The following is a 24,174-nucleotide window of genomic DNA, read 5'->3' as shown; positions in this document are numbered from 1 at the left end:
AAGAGCTCGTGGCCGCCGGAAAGTGATTTCCTGCTCGACACGAAGTGAATCGACCACCTTAAGACAGCTCCGAATACTCACTGTCGGGCGTCTCTTGCCGGGCGCAAAGCTGCCTTTGGACGAATCTGTTCGAATGACGGCTCATGGCCGGTTGGAGACATTCGATTTACTATGGACTGCGATGCGAGTCGGGAAAAGAGCTACCGTGTCTTGCACGCGGATGCGCTCGATCTCGTCGAGGCTGATGTCGTCGTGGCGCCGGTCGTACAGCTGGGTGGTGCGGGTCGACGCATGGTTGGCCATCGCCGCGGCGTTCTCCAGCGTCCTGCCGTTCTTCAGGTACGCGGTGATGCCGGTCGCCCGGAACGTGTGGTTGCCGATCTTGGTTTCAATGCCCGCGGCCAGCGCGCGCCGTCGCACCATCGCATACGCGTTCGCCTGCGGCAGCGGGGTATCGCTGAGCGGCCCGGTGCCGCGCCGGATCGTGCGGAACAGCGGCCCCTTCGGATCGGCGCCGATGCCCGTGCCGGTGCCGTCGAGGTACGCGTGCAGGTACGCCTCGAGCGTGTGATGACAGGGCATCTCGTGACGCTTGCCGCCTTTCTCGCGCAGCCTCAGCCTCAGCCTTCGTGGTGTGCGACTGGATCAATGCCGGCAGCAAGGAGGTTGCGAGTTTTGTCACGATGCTGACGGGCAGCTTCAAGGCTTACGCCAGGATAATCGCCGAACAATAGGCATTTGGCATTGCTGCCCAAGCGGTATTTGAAGCGCCACCACTTCCTGCCATCAGGATGAGTCAGCAAATCAAGACCCTGTCCGTCTGGGAGTCGCCGGGTTACGGTTCCCGGCTGTTCGTCACGAATGACGGCCTCACTGAGGCGGTCGCGGACGTTCCGCGCCCTTTTGTTTGTAACGGAAAGTTGTGTCTTCAACGGGGTCACAATCGGTTCCTTGATCAGTTCGTAGCGTGGCCGACTGCGGCGGCTGCAACGCCCAAAAGAAGTAAAGCAAAAAAGCCCGTAAGGCGTTCACCTGACGGGCTTCATATGTTGGTTGCGGGGATAGGATTTGAACCTATGACCTTCGGGTTATGAGCCCGACGAGCTGCCAGACTGCTCCACCCCGCGGCGCGGAGTGTACTGGGGTTGTCGGTTCCGGTCAACAAGACTCAAGACCTGCCAGCGCCGCAGGTCATTGGGTGTGTTGGCGGTGTCCGCCTGACCTCTCACCGTGACACCCGACATTGGTGCTCAGTATTTCCGTGATGTCGGAGCAATCATAAATGCAGGCGGGCCGCCTGACCGCGCAAAGCTTATCGGTGTCATGTCCAGGTACGGACTGGTGCCGGCACCGACTGGCGTTCCGATGATGGGCCGTCCCCCCGGCGCGTCGCCCGTGTCGCTGTCCCTGTTCCGGCATCGCCGGACTCCACGCCGTTGCGGTGCTTCTGCGCTCGACCATGTGATGGGCCGTTTCACGACGTACGTCCTGCAACACGGACTGGCGCGTCGGCTCCGGCGCTACCAATGTCCGCTGCGGCAAAGCCGGGCTCGATCGTCCGGTTAAAATATCGCCCTACTTCGCTTCCTGTAGCAATCGGAGGAAATCATTCCATGACCAGTGCGCACCGCAGGTCCGTCAGCATCGCTGTGGGCCACAACAAGGCCAGTCTGTCGAAAGGCCAGAAGGCATTCAACACGCTTATCAGGCAGATTGAAAAGCGGCGTAACCGTCTCGGTGCGTGGGAAGCCGTAGCGCCTGCCTTCCAGAAAAAATACGTCGACGAGTTGCTTCCGCTCGAACGGCTCTCGACGGATCTGCGGGTCAAGATGGTTTATCGTCTTGAGGAGGCCTGCAACCAGAAGGGACTGACTGCATCCGAACGCCGCATGATCTCGGAGCTGGTCACCGGTCTGGCCGGCGAGCTGATCGAAGGGTGCGACGACACGCAGCTGAAAGCCATCTACAACCGGCACAGTCAATCCGACTACGACAGCGAAGCGGCGGCCGAACTTGAGGATATGAAGTCGGTGCTGGAGATGATGCTCGGTGTTGAACTGGGTGACGACCTTGACATGAGCTCGCCAGAAGAGGTCCTGCAGCGTGCTCATGCCAGAATGGAAGAGCAGCAGGCACAGGAAGTTGCCGAAAACCAAGCACGGGAGGAGCGTCGCGCCAAACGGAAAAAATCGGCGAAGCAGCTCGCCGCGCAGGCCAGGCAAGAGGCAGAACAGGCACAGTTGAGCCAGTCTATCCGCGAGGTCTATCGCAAACTCGCCAGCGCCCTGCATCCTGATCGCGAACCCGATCCTCAGGAGCGGCAGCGCAAGACTGCACTGATGCAGCGGGTCAACCAGGCTTACGCCAAAAACAATCTCCTGCAACTGCTGGAACTGCAACTGGAGCTTGAACACATCGACCAGAGCGCCGTCAACAATATCAGCGAATACCGGCTGAAGCATTACAACAGCATCCTGAAGGAGCAGCTCGGCGAGCTGGATCAGGAAATTCTGCATGTCGAAGCCGGATTCAGACAGGCCTATGGAATTCCGCCATTCATCGAGGTATCTCCCGACACCGTTATACGCAATCTCGCGGGTGACATCGCCGAGATTCAGCACAGCATACGCGACCTGGAAAAAAATCTGCTCGCGTTCGAAGACCTCAGGAAACTCAAGATCTGGCTGAAAGACCTGAAGCGTCGGCAGGCAGCACTTCGCTTCGAGGAAATGCCATTCTGAGCTGTCCGCGCCGAATGAATTTTGAGCCGCCGCGCCGATCGAGTTTTGAGCCGGGGTGGAGACCGGTCTGAAGAAGGACCGGTTGTGGATAAGTGTATGTGTTTCGGGAGTGCTTGTCCTCCTTCGTGTGAGGCCTCATTGCGCAGTGGAAGCTGCGAAGGGCGTAGCCCGTTGCGGCTTCCACTGCGCGGCAAGCGACGATCAGGCCGATTCGTTCGCGCTCGCACCGTCGGCTCTGCGCGCTGCTTCACGCGAGCGGATACGCTTCTTTGCACTGGCGCTGCTATGGCGGAAACGGTAGCTTTCGTTGCCGGTTTCCACGATGTGGCAGTGGTGCGTCAGCCGGTCCAGCAATGCTGTGGTCATCTTCGCGTCGCCGAACACACTGGACCATTCGGCGAAGTCCAGATTCGTTGTCACCGCAACGCTTGTATGCTCGTACAGGCGACTCAGCAGGTGGAATAGCAACGCCCCGCCGGCCTGGCTGAAGGGCAGATATCCGAGTTCGTCCAGAATGACCAGGTCGAGGCGCAGCAGGCTCGCCGCGATCCTCCCGGCGCGTCCCTGCGCCTTCTCCTGCTCCAGTGCGTTGGCCAGATCCACGGTCGAGTAGAAGCGCACCCGCTTGCCGTGGTGCATGATGCCGGACACTCCGATGGCGGTCGCCAGATGCGTCTTGCCCGAGCCCGGGCCGCCGACCAGAACCAGGTTGTGCGCGCCCTCCGTGAACGTCATGCCGGCCAGTTGCGTGACGAGCTGGCGGTCGACCGGCGAGCCATCGAAGTCGAAGCCGGCGATGTCGCGATGCACCGGGAACTTCGCCGCGTTCATCTGGTGGCTGACCGAACGCACGGCCCGATCCGCGACCTCGGCCTGCAGCAGCCGTTCGAGCAGCCATTGCGAAGACGCCGCCTCGACATTCACCTGTTCAAGCAGTTCGGCCCAGCCGGCAGCCATGCCGTGCAGCCGCAAGTGTTTGAGTTCGACGATCAGATCACGCATGACCGGCCTCCGGCTGTTGCAGCGCCGGGCGCAGCCCGTCGTAGCGCGATGTGTCGGCCAGCGGTGGTGTCGTCAGTTGTAGCGCAGTATCGATCTTCGGCGGCATCTGCACGCTGCGCATGCGCGACAGCACGTTCACCACATGCTCGACGCTCACGCGCCCGGAGGGCGGCGCCTGCTCCAATGCGAGTTCGACTGCAACCACTATGGCATCCAGACCGCTTTCCGGGACCAACGCCAGAACCTTCGCCATTACCCGGTCACCACCTGGCTCGCGTAGTAACGCCCGACGCAGGCGTTGCAGCGGCTCGGGCATATCCTGGAACGGCGCACCGTTGCGCAGGGCGCCAGGCTTGCGCTGGATCAGCGGGATATAGTGCTGCCACTCGTATCGCACCAGTCCTTCGTCGGCCAGTCGATCGTGTTCGGCTACCACCGCGTCGTCGCTCACCACCACAACACGGCCAGGATAGAGCCGCGTGCTGAGCATCTGGCCTGCGAATTCGCATGGCACCGAGTAGCGATTGCGGCCAATCACCACCAGGCAGGTCGACGAGACTCGTGCCGCACGCTCAACATAACCGTCAAACGGTGTCGGCATCGGCATCAGATGGGCGCGCTCCTGCTCGAACACGTCGGCGACGCTCAGGTCACGATAGTCTGGATGCTTCACCTGATCCCACAACGACCGGCACCGGGGTCGCCAGCCATGCATTCAGATCAGCGAAACTGCCGAAGCGTTGCGCACGCGCCTCAATCCAGATGCGCAGACGGCTGTCCTGCACGTTCTTCTCGACGACGCCTTTCTCCCAGCCACTGGCGACGTTGCAGAAGTCCGGATCGAACAGGTAGTGCGAACACATCACTGCGAAACGCGGATTGACCGTGCGACCCTTGCCTTTGTGAACCTTGTCTACGGCCGTTTTCATATTGTCGTAGATGCCCCGGCGGGCCACCCCGCCGAAGGCCGCGAACGAGCGCGTATGGGCATCGAACAGCATCTCGTGCCCCTGGCTCGGATAGGCAACCAGCCAGAACGCCCGCGACGCACATAGCTTCATGTGCGACACCTGCAGCTTGCGGTAAATGCCGCCGACAACCAGTCCTTCCTCGGACCAGTCAAACTGGAATGCCTCGCCCAGCTCGAATCGCAACGGCCACAAACGCCGATTTCGAAACCGCCTTGCCTTCGCCTTGCCGCCTGTTCGCGGCGCGCCTCGCTGACCAACCTCCGCGGTAGCCGGGAGGAACGATGCTTGCTGCTCCCGTGGCGGATCAACCGAAGGAGCGTGATAGGGCCGAAGGGCACAAACCGGGCGAGAAGGTTCAGACGCGTGGCATCTACAAGGTGGTGAGAGAAGGCGACGCCGGCTCCGGCTTCGAAGTGACATGCGTCGAAGGCGGGCATTTTCACCCGCAGCGGCAACGGTGCGCACTACGAGTTGGTTCACGGCGCGGCGCAGGGAAGGAGACGTACTATGAGAAATCGGCCTGGAACACAGTCAATACTTCCCGCTCTGGTGATTTTGCTCGCCGGCTGTGTCGCTGGTGGCATGCCGTATACCGGGCCGCACCTCACCCCGACAGAGTGCCGCGACCTGGCGGCGCTCAAGACAAACGCGCCCCCTACGATGGCGCAGCACCAAAGCGAACTCGCTGCCTTGAGGAAAGCGGGCTACGACCCGTCACCGTGGTTTGATGATCCGTATTACCCGGATGATCTACAAGCGGCACAGCGCCTGGTCGACTATTGGTTCCAAACGGAGTGCCAGCACCTTCAACCCGGCTGAGATAGAGAGATCGAGGACTGACCCGGATGTCGCCGCGCGGCCATGAGCGGTCACTTGCCTGCTGGGTGGTGAAGACTTTCCAACGTCGGCAACGTCACCATGAGCGGCCTTTGCGGTTCTGCGCGCCAGGTGTCTACCACGGCGCGGGGTCTTAATGTCAGCCTGAGGGGGCACGTCCGGTCGGGCGCGCTCGCGACCAATGCGAGCTTCGGCGCTTGAACGTTCTGGGCGCAATTCCGAACGATGCTTTAGCGAAAGGCGTGCATGGAGTCTTCCGTGCGAACGGGCTTGCATCGCTATAGCCAAAGCAGGTCGCATGCTTGGTATGATCCGCTGCGCTTGATGCCGGCCGCTTAACAGACGGTTTCATAAAGACTATTGAGCCCGCTGAACGGTGTTCGCGCAGATCAAGCACCAGCGTTGGATGCGGACCTTGCCCTCGCTGCTCGATCAAGGCGGGGAGTTCGTAGTAAAAGTTTCTCTCCTGATCCTTTGTATTAGTGGCGTTGATGGAAGCGCAAGACGGCCAATTTAGCCACCTGCGCTCCGTGCTTCGCTATTTCTGGCGCGAAGTAGTACGCGTAGGCGCGATCGACGACGCCATCACGCTTGACCGTGTCGAACGCCTTCGCCCAGGCGTCGCGATCGATTTCCGGCGAATCCTTCGACGCGGCGATGTACAGCGCGCGCCTTGCGAGCGTCTTTCCGACGACGAGATTCCCCGGATGCTTCGCCGCACGCCACGCGAATTTCAGTTCGATGTCAGCGCTGTATGCGGCATCCACCTCGCGGGCGGCGACGGCCTCGGTGACGGCGACCGCGTTGCTGTAGAGCTTGAGATTCGAGAAGCCGCGCTTCTTCAGTTCGGCGTGGCCCGTCGACCCGCCCACGACGCCGATCGCCCGCAACGCGTTGCCCGCATCATAGGAATCGATGGCGGCGGCGCCCGGCTGCGACACGAAGACCTCTTCGATATCCCACACCTTCTGTACCCACATGTAGTTCGGCTCGCGTTCGGCGGTTCGCGAGTACGGGAAGAAGAGGATGTCGTGCCCGGCCCTCGCTTCGGCCTGCGCGTCCTGCCAGCCGACGAATTTCACGGCAATGTCCCGCTTCATCGCGGCGGCCATCTGCCTGACGATGTCGAGGAAGAAGCCGTTGTGGCCGCTGTCGGCATCCGGATGGCGAACGGGGTCGATCGTGTATGGCGCGTTGTCCGCGACCCGGATCTCTTCCGCGTGCGCGGGCAAGGCGTGGCACGCGATCGCGACGGCCGCCGCGCAGGCGCCCGTCGTCGCGTAGATGCGTTTCATCGTCATGGTGTCCCCGCTGATTTCGCCGTGGAGAATTTATAGATCGTCGTCGCCGTGAACCGCTCGCCGGGATTCAGCACGGTCGTCGGCCAGTTGGGTTCGTTCGGCGAATCGTCCGGATGCTCGGCGAGCATCGTGAAGAAGCTGCGGAATCCGTAGATTCTGCCGCCCTTGCCGACGTCGGTGCCGGGCAGTGCGTTGCCCGAGTAGAAGTGAATCGCCGGCTCGGTCGTGTAGATCTCCAGCACCCGGCCGGACGTCGGCTCGTACACGCGCGCGGCGAGCCCTAATTCGCCCGGACGCTTGTTCAGAAACCAGTTGTGGTCGTAGCCGCCTTCGGCAGGCGGGTTCGCGAGCTGCTGGCCTTGTTTCAGCTGATCGTCCTGCGTGTAGATCAGGTCGGCAATGCGCGTCGGCTTCGTGAAGTCGAACGGCGTCCCTTTGACGCTGCGACGCTCGCCGGTCGGGATCAGCTTGACGACCGGCGTGAAGGTATCAGCGTCGATCGTCACCACGTGATTCACGATGCTGTTGCTCGGGTCTCCGCTCAGGTTGAAGCCCGCGTGATTCGAGAAGTTGACGATGGTCTTCCTGTCGGTGACCGAGTCGTACCTGATCTTCAGCGCGTTGTCGTCGGTCAGCGTATAGACGACCTTTAGGCTGCAGTTGCCCGGATATCCTTCTTCGCCGTCCTTGAACACGTAGTTGATCTGCAGCGTGTGATCGTCGAGCTGCTTCGCGTCGAACACACGGAAGCGCGAGCCCTTCTTGCCGCCGTGCAGGTGGTTCGGGCCGTTGTTGATGCTGAGCTGGTACAGCTTGCCGTCCATCGTAAACTGGCCCTTCGCGATTCGGTTCGCATAGCGGCCAATGATCGCGCCGGTGGACGGGTTGTACCTGTTTCCGTCCTCGATCGTGTCGAAGCCCATCACGACGTCGCCCAGATTGCCGTTGCGGTCCGGAACCAGCAGCTCGACGATCTTGCCTCCGTAGTTGCTGATCTTCACGACCATGCCCTGCTTGTTCTTCAGCGTGTAGAGGTCGGTCTGCTTGCCGTCGATCACGCTCTGATAGCCTGCCGGCTTCACGTCGACGTAGGGCGCCGAGGCCGTCGCCAGGGCCGGCAGGCCGGCGAGCAGGATCAGCGCTGCGCACGCACGTAACTTCAACATCGTTCGTCTCCTTTTTTGTCTGTCGATTTGCCCGGCGTGGCGGTCCGGGGGCAGCGCCATTCCGGGCTTCCGGTGAGCGCCTAGTATCAGGAGATCGTCGATAACCGACTAATGAAATTACGCGATATATCGATATCCGTATGTTATCGATCGGCATTGCGCCGAGGTGCGGATCAATCGTCGCAACGGCACTCAGTAACCGCGACCGACGTCGACGACGTTCAGCAGCGGCTCGCCTTTCACGAGCCTTCGCGCGTTCTCCGCGATCTGCTCGGCCATCGTCTTCAGGCTCGCGACCGACCCCATATGCGATCGCGAGGAGTTCCTGCCGCTGCAATGGCGCGCGGCGTCTGACGTGCTCGAGGACGCGTACCGCACGCGGCCGCTGTGGTACGGAGCGCTGTATCGCGAGACGCTGCGCTGCCCCACGCGCCTGGTGACGATCACGCGCACGGGGACGATCGACAGCGCGCCGGACATCGCCGCCGCGCTGTCGGTGCAGGCGACGGTCGTGCATCCGCTGGCCGGCACGACCGACGTGCCGGCTTACGTGCTGCTGGTGTCGACGCCGGACAACTGACCGCCTGGCTGCTCGCCGTCGTCCTCGTGATGGAACAGCGTGAGGAACTGCCGCGCGGGGATGCTGAGCGGCCGGTCGCGCCGAACGAGGCTGCCGTACGACGGCAGCTTCTGCGCAAGCGTGTAGTCGACGATCGCGACGAGCCCGTGCTCCGCGTTGCGCTGCGCGACCGTCAGCGGGATCACGCCGAGCATCTGCGAGCGGTCGACGAGGTTCATCGTCGTCAGCATCGAGCCGGTCTCGATCAGCCCGCGCGGCATCGGCTGGTGATGCATCCGGAACTCGCCCTCGATGACCTCGCGCGCCGGGCTGCCGCCCGGCTGCAGGATCCACGGATACTCGAGCAGCGCGTCGAACCCGACCGGCCCCGCGCCCGCGAGCGGATGGTTGCGGCCGGAGACGACCGCGAGCGCCTCGTCGTCGACCGCGCGGAACACGCAGTCGCTGCCGGCGTCGCGGCCGATCACGACCTCGAGCACGCCTTCCTGCAATTGCGGCATCAGCCGGTCGCTGGTGTCGACCGCGATGTCGATCGCGAGCAGCGGATAGCGCGCCTTCAGCTGCACGAGCGCCTCGGTGAGCCGCCCCGGCGACGCGGCCATGATGCTGCCGATCGCGAGCCGCCCGGCGCTGCCGAGCTGCAGCTCCGCGAGCTCGCGGTTCAGCGCCTCCATGCTGCCCCGGATCCCGCGAAAGTAGCCGAGCACGCGCTCGCCGGCCGGATTCAACACGAGGCCGCGCCCGACGCGATTGAACAGCCGCTGACCGAGCGCGTTCTCGAGTTCGTGCAGCATCTTTGTCGCGGCCGGCTGCGTGAGGCCGAGCCGGTCGGCCGCCGCGTGCAGCGTCGAGCATTCGTCGACCGCGAGCAACAGCGCGATCTGACGCATCCGCAACCGGTTCAGCAGCTGCGGCGTCGAGTCGCGTTTGTCGATCGAGCCCATGTTTGATTACCTCAGGTTATCGATTCATCAAGAGTTTTCAATTTACGGGCACGGTCCGTCTACCTAGCATGAACCCCATATCAGGAACAGCCGGATTCCGGCGAAAAGGAGACGCATTATGCAGACGAAGTCAACGGTCGCGCACCGCGTGGCGCACGCGGGAGAACTGGCATGACGGCCCCGTCGACCTTGCCCGTCATCGCGCTGACGCTCGGCGATCCCGCCGGCATCGGTGCCGAGCTGATCGCGAAGCTGCTCGCGCGCCCCGATGCGACGTCCCGCGCGAACCTGGTGCTGGTCGGCGACCGCTGGCTGTGGGAAGCCGGCCAGCGCGTGGCCGGCGTGCAAGTCGACGTCGAGCCGATCGCGTCGCTCGCCGCCGCGCGCAACCGGCCGTCGATCGCGTGTCCCGCGCTTGTCGAAGTCGACACGATCGACCCGTCACAAGTGAAGGTCGGCGAGGTCTGCGCGGCCGGCGGCCGCTCGGTGCTGACCGTGCTGAACCTGTGCATGGACGCCACGCTCGCCGGCGAGGTCGACGCGATCTGCTTCGCGCCGCTGAACAAGCACGCGATGAAGCTCGGCGGCCTGAAGCACGAGGACGAGCTCCACCACTTCGCCGAATACCTCGGCGTGACCGGCTACTTCTGCGAATTCAACACGCTCGGCGAGCTGTGGACGTCGCGCATCTCGTCGCACGTGCCGCTGAAGGACGCGCCGGGCTACCTGAGCATCGAGCGGATCGAGCAGGCGTCGGAGCTGATCTACCGGTCGCTGCTCGCAAACGGCATCGCGGCGCCGAAGGTCGCGATCACCGCGTTCAATCCGCACGGCGGCGACGGCGGCAGCTGCGGCCGCGAAGAGATCGACATCATCGAGCCCGCGGTGACGAAGCTGCAGGCGCGCGACTGGCCGACCGATGCGCCGTTCCACGGCCCGTTCCCGGCCGACACGATCTTCCTGAAGGCGCAGGCCGGCGATTACCAGGCGATCGTCACGATGTACCACGACCAGGGGCAGATCGCGATCAAGCTGCTCGGGTTCTCGCGCGGCGTGACCGTGCAGGGCGGGCTGCCGGTGCCGATCACGACGCCCGCGCACGGCACCGCGTATGACATTGCAGGCCGCGGCACCGCCGACGTCGGCGCGACTTGGCAGGCCTTGCAGATCGCCTGCCGGATGGGCGCCGCGCGCCGGCAGCAGACGATTTCCGCGTAACGGCCGCCCGGCTGCCCACGCGCTTCACGACGCATCGAAACACATCGAATCTCAGGAGACACTGTAATGAAGATCAAGTCCGTACGCGCCCGCGTCTTCCAATGGAAGGGCAAGACCGTGCCGCCGCAGGGCAATTTCTGCGCGAACGCGATGGACCTGCTGTACGCGCCGCAGGAAACGATGAGCACGTTCCGTTTCCATTCGTGGACGGTCGTCGAAGTCGAGACCGACGACGGGATCGTTGGCTACGGCAACGTCGCGCTCGCACCGCAGGTCGCGAAGGTGATCATCGACCAGTACCTCGCGCCGCTCGTGATCGGCCAGGACCCGTGGGACTACGAATACCTGAACCAGCGGATGTACCGCGCGACGCACGCATGGGGCCGCAAGGGGATCGGGATGGCCGCGATCTCGGGTGTCGACATCGCGATCTGGGACATCCTCGGCAAGAGCGTCGGCAAGCCGGTCTTCAAGCTGCTCGGCGGCCGCACGAAGGAGAAGATTCCGTGCTACTACTCGAAGCTCTATCGCACCGACCTGAAGGAAATGCAGGCTGAGGCGCAGAAATTCCTCGACCAGGGCTTCCGGGCGTTCAAGATGCGCTTCGGCTACGGGCCCGCGCACGGGCAGCAGGGCGTCGTCGAGAACCTGAAGTCGGTCGCCGCGGTCCGTGAAGTGATCGGCTACGACAACGACCTGATGCTCGAGTGCTACATGGGCTGGAACCTCGAGTACGCGAAACGGATTCTGCCGAAGCTCGAGAAGTATCAGCCGCGCTGGCTGGAAGAGCCGGTGATCGCCGACGACATCGACGGCTACGCGGAGCTGAACCAGCTGACGAGCATCCCGATCTCGGGCGGCGAGCACGAGTTCACGCTGTACGGCTTCAAGCAGCTGCTCGACCGCAAGGCGGTGTCGGTGGTCCAGTACGACACGAACCGCGTCGGCGGCATCACGATGGCGCACAAGATCAACGCGCTGTGCGAAGCGTACAGCGTGCCGGTGATCCCGCATGCGGGCCAGATGCACAACTATCACCTGACGATGAGCACGCTCGCGTCGCCGATGAGCGAGTACTTCCCGATGTTCGACGTCGAGGTCGGCAACGAGCTGTTCTATTACATCTTCGACGGCGAGCCGGTCGCCGAGAACGGCTACCTGCAGCTGCGCGACGACGTGCCGGGTCTCGGCCTCACGCTGAAGACCGAGTTCCTCGACCAGTTCGAGATCGTGGAGTGATCATGAAAGCGCGTTACAAAGGCGTGTTCCCAGTCGCGCCGACGATCTTCACCGAGGACGGCGCGCTCGACCTCGACGGCCAGCGCCGCTGCCTCGATTTCATGATCGACGCGGGCTCGCAGGGGATCTGCATCCACGCGAACTATTCGGAGCAGTTCGCGCTAGGCGACGATGAGCGCGGACTGATCACGCGCACGACGCTCGAGCACGTCGCCGGCCGCGTGCCGGTGATCGTCACGACGTCGCACTTCAGCTCACGGATCTGCGCGGAACGCAATCGTCACGCGCAGGCGCTGGGCGCCGCGATGGTGATGGTGATGCCGCCATATCACGGCGCGACGTTCCGTGTGTCCGAAGCGCAGATCCAGGCGTTCTTCGAGGAAGTGACCGGCGGCCTCGACATCCCGCTGATGATCCAGGACGCGCCCGCGAGCGGCACGACACTGTCCGCTCCGTTCCTCGCAAAGCTCGCGCGCCAGATCGAGGCCTTGTCGTACTTCAAGATCGAGACCGCGGGTGCCGCGTCGAAACTGCGCGAGCTTATCGCGCTCGGCGGCGAGGCGATCGAAGGTCCGTGGGACGGCGAGGAGGGGATCACGCTGCTCGCCGATCTCGACGCGGGCGCGACCGGCGCGATGACGGGCGGCGGCTATCCGGACGGGATTCGCCAGATCACCGACGCGTACTTTGCGGGCAACCGTGACGAAGCGTGCGCGCAGTACGCGCGCTGGCTGCCGCTGATCAACTACGAGAATCGCCAGGCAGGCTTCCTGACCGCGAAGGCGCTGATGATGGAGGGCGGCGTGATCGCGTGCGACAAGGCGCGCGCGCCGTGGCCCGAGCTGCATCCGCAGGTTCGCGCTGGGCTGCTCGACGCCGCGCGCTGGCTCGATCCGCTCGTGCTGCGCTGGGGCCGCTGAGGTCCGTTAGCGCGGCACGCGTTTCGCGGTTCCATGTGCGAACCGCGTTTGCCGCGCGGACGGGCAGGCGTCCGCGCAGAGGCGGAACGCACATGCGTTCCGCGCTGGCGGCCGGCTCCGTGCCGGTTCGTCACGGCGTGACAGGCGGTCCATCAGAAGTCCGTCGCTGCCGACCACCAAAACTGGAGACACCATGACTGTGCTGACCCCGGCCAACCCGGCTTACGACACCGGCGAAGCCATTCCACGCCGCCGCTGGCTGCGCGTGATTCCGCCGCTGCTGCTCACGTGCATCATCTCTTACATGGATCGCGTGAACATCGCGTTCGCGATGCCGGGCGGGATGAACGCCGATCTCGGCATGGACGCGACGATGGCCGGTCTGGCCGGCGGGATCTTCTTCTTCGGCTACCTGTTCCTCCAGATTCCCGGCGGCAAGCGCGCGGCGCTCGGCAGCGGCAAGAAATTCATCGCGTGGTCGCTCATCAGTTGGGCCGCGCTGTCGGGGCTGACCGGTCTCGTCACGCATACGTGGGAGCTGCTGACGCTGCGCTTCCTGCTCGGCGTCGCCGAAGGCGGGATGCTGCCCGTCGTGCTGACGATGGTCAGCAACTGGTTCCCCGATCGCGAACGCGGGCGCGCGAACGCGATGGTCATCATGTTCGTGCCGCTCGCCGGGATGATCACCGCGCCGCTGTCCGGCTACATTCTCGCCGCGTACGACTGGCGCCACCTGTTCTTCAGTACGGGCGTGCTGTCGCTGCTGTTCCTGATCGTCTGGATGCTGTTCGCCGACGACGGCCCCGGGACCGCGCGCTGGGTGTCGCCGCGCGAGAAGGCGTACATCCTCGACGCGCTGCGCGAAGAGCAGGAGCGCAAGCGCGCGTCGGGCAAGCCGGACGCGGCGTCGTTCGGCGCGATGATGTGCAACCCGACGATCTGGCTGCTGATCGCGATCAACTTCTGCTACCAGGTCGGCATCTACGGCTACACGATGTGGTTGCCGACGCTGCTGAAGAACCTCACGCACACCGGGATGGGCAAGATCGGCCTGCTCGCGATGCTGCCGTACATCGCGATGATGGTCGGCATGTTCGCGACGTCGTATCTGTCCGACCGGACCGGCAAGCGCCGCCTGTTCGTGCTGCTGCCGCTCGTCGGCTTCGCCGCATGCCTCACGCTGTCGGTGCTGACGCACGAAACGATGCTCGTGTCGTTCGCGTTCCTGATCGGCTGCGGCTTCTTCCTGCAAGCGGCGGCCGGCGTGTTCTGGGCGATTCCGCCGAAGCTCTGCAGCCCTGAGACCGCCGGCAGTGCGCGCGGCCTGATTAACGCGCTCGGCAACCTCGGCGGCTTCTGCGGCCCGTACGCGGTCGGTGTGCTGACCCAGCACGTGAGCTCCGCGGCCGGCGTGTACAGCCTCGCGGTCACGCTCGCGGTGGCCGGCCTGCTCGCGCTGACGCTGCCGAAGCTCTGCGAGGACTGAGAAACCGACTGACGGTTGCGAACGCAACGAACCCACACTCGCCGCGGCACGATATGCGAGCCGCGGCGAAACCTCGAAGGACGGAGATTCACGATGAACGACATTTTGCTGCTGGTGCAGAAATGCGCCCATACCTTCAGCTTCTACGATCTCGAGACGAAAGCGGCGCTCAAGCACATCGTGCTGCCGAGCTTCCCACACGAGTTCACTGTCGACGCGGAGCGCCGCTTCGCGTACGTCGGCATCTTCGGGATCGAAACCGCGTGGACGCGCGGCCAGGACGGCGATCACCGGATCGCCGAGATCGATCTGCACGAGCGCAAACTCACGCGGATGCTCGACCTTTGGCCGTACTACCGGCCGCACGGGATGGCGAGCGACGCCGACGGGCGCCTGTATGCGATGAGCGAGGCGAGCGACATGCTGCTCGTGTTCGATCGTCCGCGCGAGCAGACGGTGCCGAACATGGCGGTGCCATCCGGCGGCGTGAAGACGCACCTCGTCACATTGACGCGCGACGCGAGCCGCGCATACGGCGTGCATCTGCTGTCGAACACGGTCACGCAGTTCGATCCGCGCGATGCGACGGTGACGCCGCGCGCGGTGATGCCGGGGCCGCGCCCCGAAGGCAACGCTCTGTCGAGCGACGAGAAGACGCTTTTCGTCGCAAACCGCGGCGACGACACGCTCGTCCCGATCGACACCGCGACGATGACCTGCGGCCGCCGCGCGAAGACGCGCAGCGATCCGAACCGCATTTACCGGACGAGTTCGGTCGACGGCCGCGACCTGCTGCTGCTGACGAATTCGGGCGAGCAGTCGATCTCGGTGTTCGACGCGGAGCGGCTCGAGGAAATCGAGCGCATCGCGTTGCCGGCGAATCCGACCGCGCTGTCGTTCCATCCGTCGCGGCCCGCCGCGTACGTGTCGTTCCAGGACGATCACGTGCGCGAACTCGACCTGACTGCGTGGCGCTTCGTCAACGAGATGCCGACGCTGCGCGAGCCGGACGCGTCCTATGTGCTCGCAGGCGGTCGCTGATCCGCGCGCGGACGACGCGGCGCTCGCGCTGCCCGATGCGATCGTCGACGCGCACCATCACTTGTGGCGCCTGAACGGCGACGTCCGCTATCCATGGTTGCAGGGCGCGTACGATCCCGAGCACTTCATCCTCGGCGATTACGCGGACCTGCGCAACGACTTCGGCGTCGACGAATTCCGGCGCGCGGCCGGCGGCGCGCCGGTCGTCGCGAGCGTGCACGTCGAGGCGGAGTGCCTGCGCGACGACGCGCTCGCGGAAACGCGCTGGCTGCATGACGTCGTGGTGCGTCATCCGATTCCGTCGGCAGTCGTCGCGTGGGTCGACCTGCTCGCCGACGATGCCGATGAGCGCCTCGCCGAGCAGGCCGCGTATCCGCTCGTGCGCGGCGTGCGCTTCAAGCCGCGCACGTCGGCGACGCCGGACGCCACGGTCGACGGCCCTGGCACGCTGAGCGACCCGCGCTGGCCGCGCGCGCTCGAACGGCTCGCCGCGCATGAGCTGCGCTGGGATCTGCGCGTGCCGTTCTGGCATCTCGACGAAACGGCCGCGCGGCTCGCCGATGCGCCGGCCGTCGACGTCGTGCTCGAACACGCGGGGCTGCCGTGGGACCGTTCGGACACAGGCCTCGCGCGCTGGCGGCGCGGGATGGAGGCGCTCGCCGAGCAGCCGCGCGTGTCGGTGAAGCTGTCCGAATTCGGGCTGCGCGACGCCGCATGGAACGACGCGGAGAATCGCCGGATCATCGGCGACGCGGTCGCGATCTTCGGCGCCGAACGCTGCATGTTCGCGAGCAACTTCCCGGTCGCCGGATTGCGGATCGCGTATCCGGCGCTGGTGCAGACGTTCGCGGCCGCGATGGCGGACCGGCAGCTGAGCGACGCGGCACGCCGCGCGATCTGGCATGACAACGCGATCCGGATCTACCGGATCGATCTCGACGAACCTCGCAAACTGGACACACAGACAGGACGATGATGCAGATCACCGGAGAGATGTTGATTGGCGGCGCCTCGGTACGCGGCGCGGAAGGGACGATGTTCGCGTTCGACCCGGCGCGCGGCACGGCGCTCGAGCCGCCGTTCGGCGCGAGCAGCGCGGACGACGTCGATCGCGCGTGCAGGCTCGCGCACGCGGCGTTCGATGCGTTCCGGGCGGCGCCGTTCGAAACGCGCGCGCGCTTTCTCGAGACGATCGCCGAGAACATTCTCGCGCTCGGCGACGCGCTGATCGAGCGCGCGCATCAGGAATCGGCACTGCCGGTCGCGCGGCTCGAAGGCGAGCGCGGGCGGACGGTCGGGCAATTGCGGCTCTTTGCGTCGCACATACGAGACGGGCGCTGGCTCGCCGCGACGATCGATTCCGCGCAGCCCGAGCGCAAGCCGCTGCCGCGTGCCGATCTGCGTCTGCAGAAGATTCCGGTCGGGCCGGTTGCGGTGTTCGGCGCGAGCAATTTCCCGCTTGCGTTCTCGGTCGCGGGCGGCGATACCGCATCCGCGTTCGCGGCCGGGTGCCCGGTCATCGTGAAGGCGCATCCCGCGCATCTCGGCACGTCGGAGCTCGTCGGGCGCGCGATCCAGCAGGCGGTGCGCGCGTGCGGGCTGCCGGAAGGCACGTTCTCGCTCGTGATCGGCGCGGGCAACGCGATCGGCGAGGCGCTCGTCGCGCATCCGGCGATCAAGGCGGTCGGCTTCACCGGCTCGCGCGGCGGCGGCCTCGCGCTGATGGACATCGCCGCGAAGCGTCGTGAGCCGATTCCGGTGTATGCGGAGATGAGCAGCATCAATCCATTCTTTGTGCTGCCGGGCGCGCTCGCGAAGCGCGGCGCGGAGATCGCGCGCGGGTTCGTCGATTCGCTGACGCTCGGCGTCGGGCAGTTCTGCACGAATCCGGGCCTCGTTGTCGTGCTCGACGGGCCAGATACGCAGGTGTTCGTCGATGCGGCTGCGCAGGCGCTCGGGCAGAAGGGCGCGCAGACGATGCTGACCGCCGGCATTGCAGCCGCGTATGCGAACGGCATCGCCGAGCGTGCGGCGGGCGCGAACGTGTGTGCGCTCGCGCGCGGCGCCGACACGGACGCGAAAAGCGCCGCGTGCCCGGCGTTGTTCGCGACGACGCAGCAAGCGTTCGTGTCGGACCCGCAACTCGAGGACGAGATCTTCGGGCCGACGTCGCTGATCGTGATCTGCAGGAACGTCGACGAAATGATCGCGCTCGCGGAGCACGTCGGAGGGCAGCTCACGGCGACGCTGCACGTCGAGGCGGACGACGTCGCGCTCGCGCGGCGCCTGCTGCCGACGCTCGAACGCAAGGCGGGACGGATTCTCGCGAACGGCTATCCGACCGGCGTCGAGGTGTCGCATGCGATGGTGCATGGCGGGCCGTTCCCGGCGACGTCCGATCCGCGCATGACATCGGTCGGCGCGATGGCGATCGAGCGTTTTCTGCGGCCGGTTTGCTATCAGGATCTACCTGCGGAACTGCTGCCGCCCGCGCTGCAAGACGACAACCCGCTCGATCTCTGGCGGGTGCGCGACGGCCGGCTCGGCCACGGCTAACCTGGCACACGATGAATCGCGGATCGCGCCGCATGCGCGCGCGATCCGCGCGTCGCGGCGTGAGCGCGGGATTTTGTCCTGCGGCCTCGCCCGCGCGTCGTCGACTATGATGAGTGCCTGCCAATCGACCATCGTCGAACCTCCCGCCCATGCCGACGTCGAAGCCCACTCCGTTGGTGCCGGCGCCGAGCTTCACGTCCTGACTGACCGCTGTACGCTCCAGACCTGCCGTATGCTTGCGACGGCTGGGACCGTCCGCACCGGGTCGCGTGCCGCCGCTCGACGTCAGGCAGCAGCCGGCCATCTACGGCCGCACATACCTCATGCGTGACTGTCCGCTCACGGCTGGGTAGCCGCCTGAGTGACACAGGAACGGGCGCCCTCAACTACGCTCGCAGGAGGGTAAAGGTAAGCGATGACAGCGCCGGCTCGGATCGATCAACGCGCCCCACCCCACGTTGGCCGTATCAAGTGGGATGAAGACCTGATCGTATCGATGCTACTGGCGCCACACACTTGTTTGCCAGGAAACCTTGCGTTGAGCGTGCATAGGGATTCTGGTCGTAGCCGGTTATTGACCAGCTGAACGCGGTGGTATGCGTGGAACTTCGGCCGGCGACAACAAGCGCTCCTCCGGGCGAATCTGGCCGGAATCTCCGACGTACGTCCGACTCTATCTGTTGAATACACCGTGGGTGCGCGGGCTCGTTCGCGGCCTCTTCAGCACCGTCGCGGGCGCCTGTCGTCAGGTCTCATTGGCCAATTGACGCAGATCGTGCACAAATGCGTCGACCGGATCGTCGTCCGCACCGATCAGGCGTGCATGCCCTTTCGCATCGAATATGTAGATCGCCGAGCTATGGGTTACCTCGTATCCACCGTTCGCGCGGGGCTTGTCAGCCTGGTACGCGACGCGATAGCGTTGCGCGAGCGCCTTGATCGCGCTGTCGGAACCGGTCAGGCCGACGTCGTGCTTTGCGTCGAACGCATCGACATACGCATGCATCACTGCGGGCGTGTCCCGCGCCGGGTCGACACTCACGAACAGGACCTTCACGTGTTGTGCGGCGTCGCCGAGCTGATGTGTCATCTGAGCGAGCTTGGCCAGCGTTTCCGGGCATACGTCGGGGCAATGCGTGTAGCCGAAGTAGACGAGTGTGACATCACCTGCCAGGTTCGCCTGGCTAATCTGCTTGCCGGTGTCTGAGGTCAGCGCGAAATCCAGATCGGGCAAATGCCCCTGAACGTCCGTGAGCTTCCACGGCTCTTCATGGTGGCAGGCGGCAAGTGAAACAGAGAGCGTTGCGCCGACAACGAGACGCACACAGCGATGAAAGAATGGGGGCATGGATTGGTGCGGCATTGCCGTCGCAAAGATCAGGATCGGGAAGTACAGTCTATTGCGGAGAGCTTTCATTCGTCTGCCCGCGTAGTGCCTCATCCGCTTTACAACTCTCAACGACAAGGCTCCATTCAAGGCCTGTTGCGCCACAGGCCGCGTCACGGTATTGTCAACTTGTTGAAGGGCGCGCAGGCGAAATCACTCAACATAAGGATCACCAATTTATGCGGCAATGCGATCCAGCATCGGATTGCCCGTTACGGTTTCCCACGCCTTGAACGCATGCTTGCGGGCCTGCCGTTTCTGTTGCGCGTTCGCGTTGTAGCGGCAGTGCATGAACAGGTTGCATACCTGAGCATGGACCGACGTGAATCGTTGTAGATGGCGCGCCGACTTGAAGCGGCGCATCACCTTCTCGCGCACGCGTGTGGGCTGGTGGGAATTCTCCGCCCGGTTGTTCAGTCCTTTGTGTTGCCGATGCTCGACGTTCAGGCCCAGTTCGTTGTTCGCCGCCGCGTAGCTGCGCAGCTTGTCCGTGACGATCACGCGTGGGCAGCCGTGGCGCCTGAGCAGCTTGCGCATCAGCCGTTTGGCCGCCGCCTTGTCGCGGCGGCTCTGCACCAGCACATCGACCACTGCGCCGTGCTGATCGACAGCCCGCCACAGCCAATGCTTCCTGCCGTGGATCGTCACGACCAGGTAAGTAGGCCCGGGGGATTTCACCCCGAGCCTCTCGCAGAACCGTGCGTAAACCTCGCGATTTACACGGCTCCCGTTATCCAACCTTTACCCCCAGAAACTGCCAGTGCACAAACTGTCGCGGGTACGCCTTCCTCATCTTGTGCAACCACTCGTCGCTACGCCGCTTATGCCGTCGTAGTGTTTTGTACTTGCACCGGGCCCAGCGTGCGAGCTTGCGGTCCAGATACCGACCGAGCCCCTGCATGGCCGTCCGATAGAAAGCCCCGTAATAGTTCCACCAACCACGTATCGTGGGATTGCATTGATCGGCCAGTTCGACCAGTGACCTGAACGTCTGACGAGGTAGCCGCCACCCCCGCACTGTCTGTCTCATCCGTTTCAGGGCATCACGACTCACGCCGGGCAGAAAGCTCGTTGAGAGCTGCCCAGACCTGGTCATCACCCTTCGCGGACGAAACAGGAAACCCAGAAATGTGAAGGTCACATTCGGGTAGGCTTGAGTACGGCTTCGGTCCCTGCAATACACGATGCCTGACTTTTCGGGATGCATCTCCAACCCGCATTCCGCCAGCCGCGAGGCAATGGCATGCATGACCTCCTGCGCCTGCGCCTCACTGCGGCAGTGGACCACCGCATCATCGGCATAACGCGCAAAGGGACATTGCGGGAGGTGTCGCTGCATCCATGTGTCAAGCGCATAGTGCATGAACAGATTCATCAGCATCGGGCTGACCACTCCGCCCTGGGGTGTACCGCGCACCCGTGGCAGTCTCGCTCCGTCCGCAGTCTCGAACGGCGCAGTCAGCCACCGCTCGATATACAGCAGGATCCAGTCCACCTTGATGTGCCTACGCACCGCCTTGAGCAGGAGGCCATGATCAATCTGATCGAATGCCGCCTTGATGTCAAACTCAACGACCCAGTCGTATTTCCAGCAGCGCTCACGCGTTACCGCAACCGCCTGTTTCGCCGATCTCCAAGGCCGGTACCCATAAGAATCTTCATGGAATATCGGCTCAAGTATCGGCTCGATCATGAGCTTGACAACCGTCTGGGCCACTCGATCTGACACGGTGGGCACGCCCAGCTTTCTGGTACCACCCTTGGCTTTCGGTATCTCAACCTGCTTCACCGGGGGCGGGAAATACGAACCCGACGACATCCGGTTCCACAACTTGTACAGATTGCCCGACAGGTGCTGCTCGAACATGGCGATCGTTTCATCGTCCACGCCTGCAGCACCCCGGTTGGCCCTCACCAGCTGATACGCTTCCCACACCGTGCGCTTCGCAATGCAATACGGTTTCGTTGAGGTCATGTCACTCATCCCCACCATGCAGGTTGGTGACCTTCGTCAACCGGATAACGCCACCCCTTCGCTCCACCCTCATTACAAGGGCTTCAGCACTACTACGGGCAGCTCCGCCCCTCGTTGCGGCATCGGTATTCTTCCTTATGGTGTCTGCCATTTGTCATTTCCCTTTGCATCCGCAACAAGGTTCTCACGTTCCGTACTGAAGCCTGTGTTGAGCTCATGCCGCCTTTACGCCGACTGCCATCAGGTCCGTAAGCAGGTCTCGTCCTGACTGATCCTGGAGCGACGAAGCGGCTCCAGTTTTGACAGCGCTTTAACACCTTAACGACGCGTCATCGAACGGTTTGCTTTCGCTCATCTTCTCAACACGTACCTGCCACCCTGATGGATGACTTTTCCGCGGTCGCTCACCACCACGCCTTTTGAACGCAGCAGCACCGGGCGGTTTGGAGCCTGCTCCTGCAAGCCGACTCCGGGAGGCCAACTCCCATCTTCAGTACAGCACCACAAGCTTTCGCTTGTGTTCGTGACACACCCTCATCCAGGTGCCACTTGTCGCCGTGACCCGGCGCTGTCGAACGGATACGCTTCGCGACCGCCGGACCGAACTTCGTCGCCCAGCACCGCACCGTTTCGTACGTAAGCTCGATTCCCCGTGCCGCCAGCATCTCCTCAACCATGCGCAGGCTGAGCGGGAACCGGTAGTACAGCCACACCGCGTAGCTGATGATGTGCGGCGGAAATCGATAGCCCTTGAACGAAATCGGCGCCTCGGCCGACAGCAAAACGGAAACGGAAGCTTTCTCCATGCCCCATTATATTCGTCGACCCCGGCGCCAACTTGACAATACCCTCACGGACCATGTGTGCCGCGATAGTGCCGTTCTTCTCGGCAAAGCGCCAGAACCAGAGGGCAAGCTGATATTCTCGAACGCCGTTTCGGAGGACTGGCTCGACGTCGGGCATGAGTGTGATGCCAGGGGCGGCCCACCGCGCGAACGGTGCTGAACCGCCGCTCAGGTACATGCCCAGAAGTTGCTTTATCGACCGATGTGTATCGCTGGGCCAGCACCGCGTCTCGTCTTGCCGCTTCTCGGTTTTCCACAGTCTCCAGGCCATCCTGGACCTCGCAAGGTGTGCGGTATACACGCTGCAACGATACCTGCACACTCGGCCGGGGTCGTAAACCGGCGGAGGCCGGTGTTCTTCCGGGACAGTTCGACGCGATCCTTGCGGCGTGAGCGAACTTGGAGCATATGCGAACGCTGACGCGGTATCGCGCTGGGGTTTCGGCTCACGCGTACATTTCCGCCCAGCAGAGCTGACGAAGCAAATGCCAATATGGCCTCGTTTATAATTCAAGAGTCGGAACACCAATGATCGCATGGAGCCCTACTTTATGAGTCAACCCCGCGGACGAGATGCGGGATCTCGGGACAGCGGCCAGCGCCAACCTCGTCACGTGAAGAAATCTCAGTCCAACCGGCAGAGACAACCGTACGTGAATGCACCTGCCCGGGACTCCGCACAGACTGCCTCCATATTCAAAACCCGATCGTTCCAGTTCCTGATCGATACGGTGGGTGCGGAGAATATCGCCCTGGGACTTGGATCGAACATGGCGCGAATGGCCGAACTGACGAAGGGCGAGAGGTTCACGCCCGAGACCGCCTTTCACATGGAAACCACGCTTGGGTTGCCTCACGGTTTCTTTGACCAGCCCAATCCTGCGCTCGCGGCCGAAACCATCGCCCGCCTGAAATCACCGCTCGACTTCGTTCAAACAGACGACGAACCGGAAGCAGTGTCGGAAACACCCGTGCCGGCTTCCGCCCTGAACGGCGGCCAGCAATCATTTCTTAAAGATAGTTTGTCCGAGGAAGCGCAAATGCCGAAGAAAGCAACTGGCGGGTCGCCCAGAGCTGTCAGGAACAGTCGAAGCCAGATGGCCGAACCGCATACCCCTCATGCGCCGCGAAAAGGATTGCCCTCGAAACGCAGGACATCTCCTGGAACAACCCAACAGCAAGCGCTGGCATTAGACGACAGGGCCGCGGTAGAGAACATTCGACGCGCTAACCTCCACATTCTCACGGGTCGCAACGGATCGAAAGCAAAACTTGGTGTAGTCATGGCGATGAGCGGATCCAACATGGCCCATCGGCTATATGGCAAGAAACGCATGGACGATGTCGAAGCCAGTCGCTTCACCGAGCGACTTGGTTTGCCAACTGGCTGGCTGGACACGCCGCGCTCCGAAGCTGACATTCCGGAGTCGGTGTCGCGTTTGCTTACGCCTGCTTCGCGCGGTCGTGCATCCGTTGAACAGCATGAGCCGCTCGCGGCCGCGACGAAGGATGGCGTGCCAGTGAACCCCGGAGAAGTGAAGGCGCGCGCTGGGCGCGTGCGGGCGGCGGTCCGGACCGGTCCGGACAGCTCCTCTCCTGTTTCGGCGGATGTCGCCGGAGCGAAAGAAACGATCGTCGTCAGCCCACAGGATCATGTCAGTGCTGCCCCCGACGAGCCTGCGGGTGGCTCGCCAGAAGAAAGTGATAGCGAACTCCCGGCAGCCACACCGGCAACCCCCGAGTCGCTCCCGGCCGCTGCACCACCGCAGCGCAGTCCGGCGCTGCTCTCCTTCGCTTCCGTGACCAGCCTGGATAATCTCCACGGTATCGAACCGATCGCGGAAGCCTTGATCAAGACGCTGGCAGGTAAGGCACGCACAGGTCGACTGGACGAACTGAAGGCGCTGGAACTTTTGCAGCAGGCAGTCCTGTTATGAGTCAGTGGCGTGCCACGACCCATTGTGC

Annotated in this window: 18 protein-coding genes, 1 tRNA gene and 4 pseudogenes; 11 read left to right on the top strand and 12 right to left on the bottom strand. The window is 63.7% G+C overall.

Annotated features, from left to right (window positions below):
- Positions 1–213 precede the first annotated feature (213 nt).
- The 3 genes and pseudogenes from OKW37_RS02395 to OKW37_RS02385 form a co-directional block, all read right to left on the bottom strand.
- Positions 214–630 (bottom strand): annotated as a pseudogene (locus OKW37_RS02395) (tyrosine-type recombinase/integrase); the annotation flags it as partial.
- On the bottom strand, positions 621–941 hold the full coding sequence (locus tag OKW37_RS02390; RefSeq protein ID WP_429401028.1) for an Arm DNA-binding domain-containing protein: 321 nt from the start codon (positions 939–941) through the stop codon (positions 621–623). The gene OKW37_RS02390 and the pseudogene OKW37_RS02395, both read right to left, overlap by 10 nt.
- 109 nt (positions 942–1,050) lie before the next feature.
- Positions 1,051–1,127 (bottom strand) — tRNA-Met (locus OKW37_RS02385).
- Positions 1,128–1,613: 486 nt separating this feature from the next.
- Here OKW37_RS02385 and OKW37_RS02380 point away from each other — a divergent pair.
- Positions 1,614–2,741 (top strand): molecular chaperone DnaJ, encoded by a 1,128-nt coding sequence (locus OKW37_RS02380; RefSeq protein WP_429401026.1) that lies wholly within the window; start codon positions 1,614–1,616, stop codon positions 2,739–2,741.
- Between the two features lie 201 nt (positions 2,742–2,942).
- Here OKW37_RS02380 and istB read toward each other — a convergent pair whose 3' ends face one another.
- Together istB and istA are read right to left on the bottom strand one after the other, a co-directional pair.
- Positions 2,943–3,743, bottom strand: coding sequence for an IS21-like element helper ATPase IstB (gene istB / locus OKW37_RS02375; RefSeq protein ID WP_266262193.1), 801 nt, complete (start codon positions 3,741–3,743; stop codon positions 2,943–2,945).
- Positions 3,736–5,003: pseudogene (gene istA, locus OKW37_RS02370) on the bottom strand (IS21 family transposase); the annotation flags it as partial. The gene istB and the pseudogene istA, both read right to left, overlap by 8 nt.
- Before the next feature lie 218 nt (positions 5,004–5,221).
- Here istA and OKW37_RS02365 point away from each other — a divergent pair.
- Positions 5,222–5,533 carry a DUF4148 domain-containing protein gene (locus OKW37_RS02365; protein ID WP_184047346.1) on the top strand — a complete coding sequence of 104 codons (312 nt, stop codon included), beginning with the start codon at positions 5,222–5,224 and terminating at the stop codon, positions 5,531–5,533.
- A 497-nt stretch (positions 5,534–6,030) separates the two neighbouring features.
- Here OKW37_RS02365 and OKW37_RS02360 read toward each other — a convergent pair whose 3' ends face one another.
- Positions 6,031–6,852: a substrate-binding periplasmic protein gene (locus OKW37_RS02360; protein ID WP_429509755.1), complete on the bottom strand. Its 822-nt coding sequence runs from the start codon at positions 6,850–6,852 to the stop codon at positions 6,031–6,033.
- Positions 6,849–8,018 (bottom strand): aldose epimerase family protein, encoded by a 1,170-nt coding sequence (locus tag OKW37_RS02355; protein WP_429401022.1) that lies wholly within the window; start codon positions 8,016–8,018, stop codon positions 6,849–6,851. Before OKW37_RS02355 ends, OKW37_RS02360 begins: the two co-directional genes overlap by 4 nt.
- Before the next feature lie 355 nt (positions 8,019–8,373).
- Here OKW37_RS02355 and OKW37_RS02350 point away from each other — a divergent pair, with 355 nt between their 5' ends.
- Positions 8,374–8,598 carry a hypothetical protein gene (locus tag OKW37_RS02350; protein WP_090812110.1) on the top strand — a complete coding sequence of 75 codons (225 nt, stop codon included), beginning with the start codon at positions 8,374–8,376 and terminating at the stop codon, positions 8,596–8,598.
- On the opposite strand, the gene OKW37_RS02345 is transcribed toward OKW37_RS02350, so the two are convergent.
- Entirely contained in the window at positions 8,565–9,542 is a 978-nt protein-coding gene (locus OKW37_RS02345; RefSeq protein ID WP_090812111.1) for a LysR family transcriptional regulator, read from the bottom strand. The two genes, OKW37_RS02350 and OKW37_RS02345, sit on opposite strands and share 34 nt — an antisense overlap.
- Before the next feature lie 171 nt (positions 9,543–9,713).
- Between OKW37_RS02345 and OKW37_RS02340 the strand changes: the two genes are divergently transcribed.
- The 7 genes from OKW37_RS02340 to OKW37_RS02310 all read left to right on the top strand — a co-directional run bounded on the left by OKW37_RS02340 (position 9,714) and on the right by OKW37_RS02310 (position 18,002).
- Positions 9,714–10,760 (top strand): 4-hydroxythreonine-4-phosphate dehydrogenase PdxA, encoded by a 1,047-nt coding sequence (locus OKW37_RS02340; protein WP_090812112.1) that lies wholly within the window; start codon positions 9,714–9,716, stop codon positions 10,758–10,760.
- 66 nt (positions 10,761–10,826) lie between these two features.
- Positions 10,827–11,999 (top strand): L-rhamnonate dehydratase, encoded by a 1,173-nt coding sequence (locus OKW37_RS02335; RefSeq protein WP_090812113.1) that lies wholly within the window; start codon positions 10,827–10,829, stop codon positions 11,997–11,999.
- 2 nt (positions 12,000–12,001) lie between these two features.
- Positions 12,002–12,919 (top strand): dihydrodipicolinate synthase family protein, encoded by a 918-nt coding sequence (locus OKW37_RS02330; RefSeq protein WP_090812114.1) that lies wholly within the window; start codon positions 12,002–12,004, stop codon positions 12,917–12,919.
- 193 nt (positions 12,920–13,112) lie between these two features.
- Entirely contained in the window at positions 13,113–14,405 is a 1,293-nt protein-coding gene (locus tag OKW37_RS02325; RefSeq protein WP_090812115.1) for an MFS transporter, read from the top strand.
- Positions 14,406–14,498: 93 nt separating this feature from the next.
- Positions 14,499–15,446: a YncE family protein gene (locus OKW37_RS02320; protein WP_429401018.1), complete on the top strand. Its 948-nt coding sequence runs from the start codon at positions 14,499–14,501 to the stop codon at positions 15,444–15,446.
- The gene (locus OKW37_RS02315) at positions 15,424–16,422 is read left to right on the top strand and encodes an amidohydrolase family protein (protein ID WP_090812117.1); all 999 of its coding nucleotides are present in this window, start codon (positions 15,424–15,426) and stop codon (positions 16,420–16,422) included. The genes OKW37_RS02320 and OKW37_RS02315 overlap by 23 nt, the downstream gene beginning before the upstream one ends.
- Positions 16,422–18,002 carry an aldehyde dehydrogenase (NADP(+)) gene (locus OKW37_RS02310; protein ID WP_429469385.1) on the top strand — a complete coding sequence of 527 codons (1,581 nt, stop codon included), beginning with the start codon at positions 16,422–16,424 and terminating at the stop codon, positions 18,000–18,002. The genes OKW37_RS02315 and OKW37_RS02310 overlap by 1 nt, the downstream gene beginning before the upstream one ends.
- A gap of 745 nt (positions 18,003–18,747) precedes the next feature.
- On the opposite strand, the gene OKW37_RS02305 is transcribed toward OKW37_RS02310, so the two are convergent.
- The 4 genes and pseudogenes from OKW37_RS02305 to OKW37_RS02290 form a co-directional block, all read right to left on the bottom strand.
- The gene (locus OKW37_RS02305; RefSeq protein WP_429401016.1) at positions 18,748–19,350 is read right to left on the bottom strand and encodes an SCO family protein; all 603 of its coding nucleotides are present in this window, start codon (positions 19,348–19,350) and stop codon (positions 18,748–18,750) included.
- A 216-nt stretch (positions 19,351–19,566) separates the two neighbouring features.
- Positions 19,567–20,043, bottom strand: a pseudogene (locus tag OKW37_RS02300) (IS6 family transposase); the annotation flags it as partial.
- Positions 20,044–20,119: 76 nt separating this feature from the next.
- On the bottom strand, positions 20,120–21,373 hold the full coding sequence (gene ltrA / locus OKW37_RS02295; protein ID WP_429401014.1) for a group II intron reverse transcriptase/maturase: 1,254 nt from the start codon (positions 21,371–21,373) through the stop codon (positions 20,120–20,122).
- 518 nt (positions 21,374–21,891) lie between these two features.
- Positions 21,892–22,146, bottom strand: a pseudogene (locus tag OKW37_RS02290) (IS6 family transposase); the annotation flags it as partial.
- A 614-nt stretch (positions 22,147–22,760) separates the two neighbouring features.
- Here OKW37_RS02290 and OKW37_RS02285 point away from each other — a divergent pair.
- A complete protein-coding gene (locus tag OKW37_RS02285; protein ID WP_429401012.1) occupies positions 22,761–24,146 on the top strand; it encodes a hypothetical protein in 1,386 nt (461 codons plus the stop codon).
- Positions 24,147–24,174 lie beyond the last annotated feature (28 nt).

The organism is Paraburkholderia sp. MM5482-R2 (assembly GCF_050436125.1).
Taxonomy (GTDB): Bacteria; Pseudomonadota; Gammaproteobacteria; order Burkholderiales; family Burkholderiaceae; genus Paraburkholderia; species Paraburkholderia tuberum.
This window is presented reverse-complemented; position numbering and strand designations above follow the sequence as displayed.